This window comes from bacterium, assembly GCA_037143175.1.
Classification (GTDB): Bacteria; Verrucomicrobiota; Kiritimatiellia; order CAIKKV01; family CAITUY01; genus JAABPW01.
In genome coordinates, this window is the sequence record JBAWZF010000011.1 from 61,830 (window position 1) to 68,925 (window position 7,096).

The 7,096-nt window shown below is 55.9% G+C and carries 5 protein-coding genes; all 5 read right to left on the reverse strand.

All coding sequences use genetic code 11. From position 1 onward, the window contains the following. Positions 1-45 precede the first annotated feature (45 nt). Positions 46-1,929 (reverse strand): radical SAM protein, encoded by a 1,884-nt coding sequence (locus WCI03_05950; GenBank protein MEI8139395.1) that lies wholly within the window; start codon positions 1,927-1,929, stop codon positions 46-48. 44 nt (positions 1,930-1,973) lie between these two features. After that, positions 1,974-3,194: a hypothetical protein gene (locus WCI03_05955; protein MEI8139396.1), complete on the reverse strand. Its 1,221-nt coding sequence runs from the start codon at positions 3,192-3,194 to the stop codon at positions 1,974-1,976. A 145-nt stretch (positions 3,195-3,339) separates the two neighbouring features. Further along, positions 3,340-4,623, reverse strand: a complete 1,284-nt coding sequence (locus WCI03_05960) for a type II toxin-antitoxin system HipA family toxin (GenBank protein MEI8139397.1) — start codon at positions 4,621-4,623, stop codon at positions 3,340-3,342. After that, positions 4,616-4,924 carry a helix-turn-helix domain-containing protein gene (locus tag WCI03_05965; GenBank protein MEI8139398.1) on the reverse strand — a complete coding sequence of 103 codons (309 nt, stop codon included), beginning with the start codon at positions 4,922-4,924 and terminating at the stop codon, positions 4,616-4,618. The genes WCI03_05960 and WCI03_05965 overlap by 8 nt, the downstream gene beginning before the upstream one ends. A gap of 261 nt (positions 4,925-5,185) precedes the next feature. After that, positions 5,186-6,967 carry a hypothetical protein gene (locus WCI03_05970; GenBank protein MEI8139399.1) on the reverse strand — a complete coding sequence of 594 codons (1,782 nt, stop codon included), beginning with the start codon at positions 6,965-6,967 and terminating at the stop codon, positions 5,186-5,188. Positions 6,968-7,096 lie beyond the last annotated feature (129 nt).

Sequence of the window (7,096 nt, forward strand, 5' to 3'; positions counted from 1 at the left end):
AGGCATCATACACAAGCCTTAGCGGCGATTGCAGTCTTTTTTGCGTCAGTCGGTCAATCGTTGCGAGACGTAATCGGTATGGAGGGTGGGCGGTGGGATGGGGATATCGAACCAAGCCTGAAGTTCGAGATCTAAACCGGTGCCATACATGTAATTGTAAAGGGATTTCCGGAGTCCGCAGCCCATAGCGTGATGATCGCATTTAACGGAATCCGTGAAAGGGACTTCATTGCGGGCGAAACTGGATTTTGGGAACCTTGAGAGGCGGATCCCGAACTTGCGGGGATCCATATAAATTGGGCTGTGGATTGTGAGTGCAAAGCGATGCCAATAGGCAGACTGAATGCATCCCGCTTCAAATAGTTGTCTCACATATTCCAGTGAATCCACCGTGTCTTGGATCGTTTGGGAGGGGCAGCCATACATGAGGTAGGCGTGAACCAGGATGCCCGCCTCACTTAATGCATGGGTGACTTGGGTGACTTGGTTGAGATTAAATCCTTTTGCAAGAAGGGTGAGAAGGCGGTCGGTAGCGGATTCCAGTCCGCCTGTTACGGCGATACAGCCTGATTTAGCCAGTAAGGCGGCGAGTTCGGGAGTGAAGGCTTTATCAAAGCGGATATTTCCCCACCAGGTGATTTTGAGATCACGTTCGATCAGTTGTTGCGCAAGTTTTCTCAGCAGGACTGGCGGCATGGCTTCGTCCACAAAGTGAAACCCTGTTTGGCCGGTTTGTCTGATGATCTCCTCAATCTGCGAGATCAGGAATTCGGGAGAAGCGGGCACATAGTGCTGGATGTAGTCTAGACTGGTGTCGCAGAAGGCGCATTGGTGCCAGTAACATCCGTGAGCGAGCGTCAGTTTGTTCCAGCGCCCACATGACCAGATTTTGTGCATGGGATTGGGCAACTCGATCAAGGAGAAATAACGATCCAGCGGTAGTTCGGAATACTGGGGCGTGACGGGGGCCAAAGGTAATCTGGGAGATGGCATGTCTGACGTATTCCCATTTCCCGAGAGGAAACAAACACTTCCATTTTTGCGGATAAAAGTCCGTTCGAAATGCGGCGTGATGCGGGGATTGAGAAGTGTTAGAAGCGGAGTCTTCAGGTTCTCCAAGTGTTCGATAATACGCAAGATCGGACGGTCTCCCCCGTCGAGGGTGATGTAGTCGGCATAGTCGAATACGCGGAGATCAGAAAGTGAGCGAAGCTCAGTATTGATATAGCCACCGCCCATAACAATGGGAAGGTGTGGATCCTGCTTTTTGATATGCCGTGCCATTCGGAATGCAGCATAGACATTCCCAGGGAAGGGGAGGGTGAAGCCCACCAATTCAGGGTGATGAGTGTTCAGCAGTTCATCAGCTATATCATCAATCATGGAATCAATCAGGGTGGGTTTCCTGCGCAGGGCGGAGGCGATGCCGTCAAACGAGGAGGCGCTTGCGGCGAGTTTCTCAGCGTACTTTGCCAATTCAAAGCGGGCGTCGACGCCATCGCGAATAGCATCGGTAAGATCGTCAAGGTAAAGGCTTGCGAGATGAATGGCCAGGTCGTGGGTGGACAGATGCCCGAGGGTAGGAGCAAGATGGGCATGAGCTTCGGCCAGCGCTTTGAAACGGGGCCCTTCAGGCAGGAATTGGTGAGAGGCAATCCGCCATGCCAAGGTGGGATCCTTGCCCTGAAGGAAGCGGATGACGGGTTCGATAGTGGAGGCGTACTTTTTTGAGTGTCGTAGGAAATGGCGGACACTGTGTGAACGAGCTCCAGGTTTCATGACCTTGGCGACTTGGCGTAGTCCTGAACGGGAGAACATGCGGAGTGCCAACATGAGCGCAGCATCGGCTTGAACAACCTTGTGTTTTGAAGGCTTTAGCAGGCCAGCCAGATAAGCGGTAGCCGGGTAGGGTGCATTTACTTGCACCATAGGGGGCGTTATCAGGAGGATGCGCATGAATCACAGTCTGCCAGCTATCGGCCCAGCAAATTCCGTGACGCCATGATGTCCTTGAGTCGGGCTATGCTCTTTTCCGCCTGCAGCAATTCAGGGCCAAACTCGTCTGTGATAGAGGCGAGCAATTGATTGAGCGCAGCGATTTTCGACTCCAGTGGAGCGACCTTAGCTTCCAGATCAGCGATTTTACGGTTAGCGGTCATGGCATCAATAGCCGCTTTCCCAGCGAGATCATGAAGCGCATGTTCGGCCTCTTGAACGCGCATTTCGGCATATTGCACCTTCTTTTCAGCCTCATCCAAGCGCATAACAAAGCGCGATGATTCTTTGGTGGCTGATTCGAGCTTTGACTTCAGAGTGGCGATTTCTCCCACAAGTACCGTTGTGCCCGGTGAAGTGCGGGCCGTTGATAATGGCTCGTTCAAGCTCACTTCCGGCGGGGTCCACTTGGCAACAGGCGTAGGGAGTGGGGAAGGCTCCGGTTGCAGGCGCGGGACAACCTCTTCAACAACTGGTGTGGGAGCCGGCGCTGGCGGAGGGGGGACTGGAAGTGGAGCGACAGGAATAGCCGCCGGTGCTGGAGGTTCGATCGGCGCGACGGGTGCAGGGGGAACAGCAATTACTGGTTCTGCAACGGGGGCTTTTGCGGCAGCAGCCGGTTCAGGCAAAGTGACCGGGATGATGCCTGAGCACTGCTTGCATTTGATTTTTTTTCCGATGAGCGTTTGTGAAACTTTGGTCTGCCACTGGCAGGCCGGGCAGACGACGGGAATATTGGCCCCGCTGGAGGCATCTGGAACCTGGCCGAGGACGATAGGAGCGGCCGCTTTTTTGGCGGTGCTAACAGGCGAAGAAGAGGGGGCTTGTTGCATCGGTTTCGGCGGCGGAGTTAATTGAGCAGTATCACTTGCCGCAGCGGCTGGGGACGTAACGACAGGCGTGACTGGCGCAACGACAGGGGCGGCTGGGGCCACGACTGCAGGAGCCGCTTGCGGTGGAGGTGCAAGCACAACAGGAGTTGCAGCAATGGGGGCAAAGGGTGTGCTGGCGACAGGTGCGGGGGTAGCCGGAACTGAGGGTGCCTGAACAGGGGTGGCGGCAGCGGCTGGGGCACCCTTGCCAACGGGAATGGGTTTGCCGCACTTCGGGCATTTCACTTCCGTAGGCATTCTGGCCGGCATGGCCTTGATTTTAAGCTTAGCCTTACAATTTCCACACTCAATAGGAATCAATTCCATACCATGCTCCTTCGTTCAAATCGCACTAATTGTTACAAGTAGTTAAAAATAGCAGCGGATTCTAGAATAGACAACCCCATTTCAAAAGAAAATCAGCTATTGGGACATGGTGAGGCGGCCAGTACCTGAAGATTTCGGCCACCCGTTATAGCACACTGTGATGTTTGCGGATTCTGGCTGTTTCATGGAGGGATACCCGCGCCTGGGAAGCAAAGTCCTGCCATGCTGAAACCGTTTTCCCAACCTGTTGTAGAACCTTTGCGGCGGTGCCGATGCCGAATCGGTCTGCCACAGCCAGCAGGTCGGCTCGGGAGATGCCGGAGAATTTCCCATTGACCGCCATGAGATGTTGATTCGTCCATTCGCCTTCGGGATTGTGGGCATGGGTTACATCGTAGGCTGGGGCTAGCGTCCAGCTTCCCCTCTCGCGCAGCAGGAACGTGAAGTTTTTGCTGTGGTCGTCGCAATTGGCTGCCATCACATTGAAGGCCATCCGGCGGAACGCTTCTTCCATGGCTGTATATCCAAGTTTCAGGCGTGAGATCGTCTGGAAGAGTTGACTGTAATCGTGGCTGGCCTTCTGCTTGTAATCCAAGTGCGCCATTGCGCAAAGGGTCTGCATGTGATGTTTGCGGTTTCCGTCCCGGTCGAAGCGCAGGGTCATGAAGTGTGCTCGGTCGTTTTCCTCCAACAACCGGGAGGATGACATGGTCATGCCGGCGGACGTGGCCATCAGGTAGTAGGCGTATTCGATCCGCCCATAATCCTGAGAACTTCCCAATTCCCGATCTGTGCCCATGCCGTCGAATTTAAGCAGCCAGTGTTCATAGCCGGGGGCGACATCGAACTGTCCGGCGCGGATCTCCTGTGTCGTCGGGTTCCATGCAATCACCGCTTTTGCCCTGGCTCCGCCCGCCGAGGTTCCCACCCGGATGATCTGTGTCAGCGCTGCTCCGGCCAAATGGTCCGCGCCGAGATCGCCCCGCACGGCAAGGCGGGCACTTTCGACAAGTTTGGCAAGAGAGAGCGCCGTACTGTTAATTGTCGCTGGACTGCGGGCCGGCCGGAATTCCAGGGCTCCCATGCCGCGTTTCCCCATATAGGCTAGACGATCCAGGGGCGTGATATGCGAGCGATCAACACCTTGCATGGCCATCCAACCGTCAATTAGTGTATTGCCAAAATCATCCGGAAGGGCATCGGCCAGCAGGGCGGGCAGGCGTTTGTAGGTCAGTTCAGGCAGGTCTGTGAACACGAAAGGGGCGCTCGCTTGGGCAAGGGGCATGGTCAGGGGTGCAAGCTCGATGCCCGACCGAACGAAGGCCGGATCGTATTCAAACGCATAGTACCCCAATCGGGAGTCCAGCGCCACGGCTCCGACCGTCTTTTCCCACAAGCGGACTTCGATGATATGGACAGGCTTATACATGTGGTATGTCCTTAGCTCTGGATGCCCGTTGGCGAACCGGCTTGGATTTTAGCATTTGCATGGGACTGATGGAGATCTGGGGGGCCAGTGTGCCAAGCCACTCCTCACGGCCCAGGGCGCGGAGGACTTTGATCAGGGATACGACAGTGGAACCTTTCCCTTTCTCTAGATGCTTAACGACGTTCAGGGCCACGCCGGCCTGTGCGGCAAGTTGGCGCTGGTCAATGTTCTGGCGCAGACGTAGGTCGTGCAGGTGTCGCCCCAGCTGTGCTTCCCATTCCTCTGTCGTTAAGTCACTCATAGATCAAAAGCCCTTAATTAGTCCATTGACTTATAAAATGATATCAATAGCCTAAAATAAGTCTATTGAAAATTTATGGTATATGCGTCTCGGTGTGGTGGATTTAGGGATAGGTGAAAGTATCGGTTATATGTTCAACAATACGGGCAGGCCTTGAGCATGCATGTATTCATCGGCTTCCTGTCGATGTTCTGCAAAGAATCGTGAGTAATTTGCGCAACCCGCATAACACGGGTTGCGCAACGTGTTGCTTGCAATCGTTTAAGGTGCTTGAGTAGTTTCCTGCAGAGTGCCATCTGCCTGCTCTATTGTTGCAATTTGTGCCGTCTCCTGCGCGGGTTCCGGTGTCTGGTCGAGGGCAATGGCCGGTGCTGGTGTATCCACGATTACCGGTTCCGGTATGATGATGGGGTCTTGGGTTTGCACAGGCGCCGGTATTGGCTCTGGTGTTGGTTCCACCGTGACGGCCGGTTCCGGTGTAATGATCGGAGTTTCAGGTGCCGCCGGTGTTGAGACCGTGACGGGTTCCGGCTGTGGTGGTGGGGCTGGTTCGGGGGTTATCACCGGCGCTGGAGTTTCTACGATCACCGGTTCCGGTACAACGACGGGCTCTTGCGTTTGCGCGGGCTCCGGCATTGGCTCCGGTGTTGGTTTTACTGTGACAGCTGGTTCCGGTGTTATCGCCGGAGTTTCCGGCACTACCGGAGGTGAGACCGTGACGGGTTCCGGCTGTGGTGGTGGGGCTGGTTCGGGGGTGACGACCGGCGCTGGTGTTTCTGCGATCACCGGCTCCGGTATGATGATGGGCTCTTGCGTTTGCACAGGCTCCGGCATTTGCTCCGGTGTTGGTTCCACCGTGATAGTCGGTTCCGGTGTTATGGTTGGAGGTTCTGGCATTACCGGAGGTGAGGGCGTGACGGGTTCCGGCTGAGGTAGTGGATCTAGTTCGGGGGTGACGACCGGCGCTGGTGTTTCTGCGATCACCGGCTCCGGTATGATGATGGGCTCTTGCGTTTGCACAGGCTCCGGCATTGGCTCCTGTGTTGGTTCCGCCGTGACGGTCGGTTCTGGTGTTATGGTCGGAGTTTCCGGCACCACCGGTGTTGAGATCGTGACGGGTTCCGGCTGAGGTAGTGGATCTAGTTCGGGGGTGATGACTGGCGCTGGTGTGTCTTCGATCACCGGCTCCCGAGTGACGACGGGCTCTTGCGTTTGCACAGGCTCCGGTGTTGGTTCCGCTGTGACGACCGGTTCCGGTGTTATGGTCGGAGTTTCCGGCATTACCAGAGGTGAGACCGTGACGGGTTCCGGCTGGGGTAGTGGGGCCGGCACCGGTGTCGAGACGGGTTCAGGAGTGATTGTAGGCTTTGGTGTTATCGGCGCAACAGTGATTACTGGCTTTGGCACAGCGATCGGTGCGGGAATCACGATCACCGGTTTTGGTGTGGTAGCTGGCGGCCTGTTGACAACGTTCAGGGAAGGAGTGCCCGGATTCGGCTTTGAGGGTGTGGGCGAGGGGATTATCGGCGTCTCGATCGGCTTATTCGGCACTCCAAGTCCGGCGCTCTGATTGCTGCTTACTGCAAACTGCCCACTGTTCGCCACGGGCTTATCCGCCTGTGGCGAACTCACAGCGCTTAAGATCGCCTTCGCTGCGCCTTGCCAAAGAATGATGACCCTGCTTTGCCAAGGTACCGTTGGGCAAGTCGGGGAGGCCTTGTTCACTATTGCCGAGACGGTCGGGTAAATGGTTGGGCAGCAGAGAATCCCGGCGCTGTCATGCATCAATCTGGCAATTTTCGTCTGGGCTGCGTTCGGATCAGCCGGAAGTGTTATGACGATTAGTTGGTAATCTGCAGTAGAGAGGATCGGTTCCACGCCGGGGATCAAGGCAAGGGTGTTGGCCGGGCTGTCGGGGGAAAGGACAAGCCCGATTTGCCGCTGCTGAATTTGCGGGTTGGGGGTAATTGCCGGGGATGGATTGCCCACAGCCACGGCGTAGCGAGTAGATGGGTTCCGTTGATAGCCCAACTGTCGGGCCACAGTGCGGATGCGGTCTTGAGTGGTTGGGCAGATTCGGCACGTGGTGGCCTTCCCGTTTAAGACCCGTGAGACCGTTGATTTATCCTAAAAAGAGCAGTTCAATCGCGCGGTAGCGCGACCGAACTGTTC

What these genes read in the sequence shown, in the direction of transcription:
- WCI03_05965 (MEI8139398.1), bottom strand. Translation starts at nt 4,924, where the DNA reads ATGAGTGACTTAACGACAGAGGAATGGGAAGCACAGCTGGGGCGACAC.
- WCI03_05950 (MEI8139395.1), bottom strand. Translation starts at nt 1,929, where the DNA reads ATGGTGCAAGTAAATGCACCCTACCCGGCTACCGCTTATCTGGCTGGC.
- WCI03_05960 (MEI8139397.1), bottom strand. Translation starts at nt 4,623, where the DNA reads ATGTATAAGCCTGTCCATATCATCGAAGTCCGCTTGTGGGAAAAGACG.
- WCI03_05955 (MEI8139396.1), bottom strand. Translation starts at nt 3,194, where the DNA reads ATGGAATTGATTCCTATTGAGTGTGGAAATTGTAAGGCTAAGCTTAAA.